This window comes from Pseudoalteromonas sp. S4741 (genome assembly GCF_005886135.1).
GTDB classification, from domain to species: Bacteria; Pseudomonadota; Gammaproteobacteria; order Enterobacterales; family Alteromonadaceae; genus Pseudoalteromonas; species Pseudoalteromonas tetraodonis.
Genome location: NZ_PNCN01000083.1, coordinates 1 through 340, shown reverse-complemented (window position 1 = coordinate 340; position 340 = coordinate 1). Strand labels below are relative to the sequence as shown.

1 rRNA gene is annotated in these 340 nt (G+C 33.2%); it reads left to right on the top strand.

Annotated elements, in window-relative coordinates:
- Positions 1-231: 231 nt before the first annotated feature.
- Positions 232-340, top strand: a 23S ribosomal RNA gene (locus tag CWC30_RS18470); the annotation flags it as partial.

The window sequence follows — 340 nt, the reverse complement described above, 5'->3', positions numbered from 1 at the left end:
TTGTTAGTTAGTTTTACCCTCAGGGTTAACTAATTAATATGCTCTTTAAAAATTTGGAAAAGCTGATAATAAAATTCGTATAAATAACAATGTTATTTGTACAGAGTTTTCAAAAGTAAAAAATGCCATTAATTATTCAAAAAAATAATTAATTGGTATCTACTTTAGTATTCAATATTAACTTCTGGCGAAGTTAAACTGTCACAAAACAAAGACTCGTTTGGGTTGTATGGTTAAGTGACTAAGCGTACACGGTGGATGCCTTGGCAGTTGGAGGCGATGAAGGACGTATTAACTTGCGATAAGCCTAGTCAAGCTTGGAAAAAGCCCTTGAGACTCG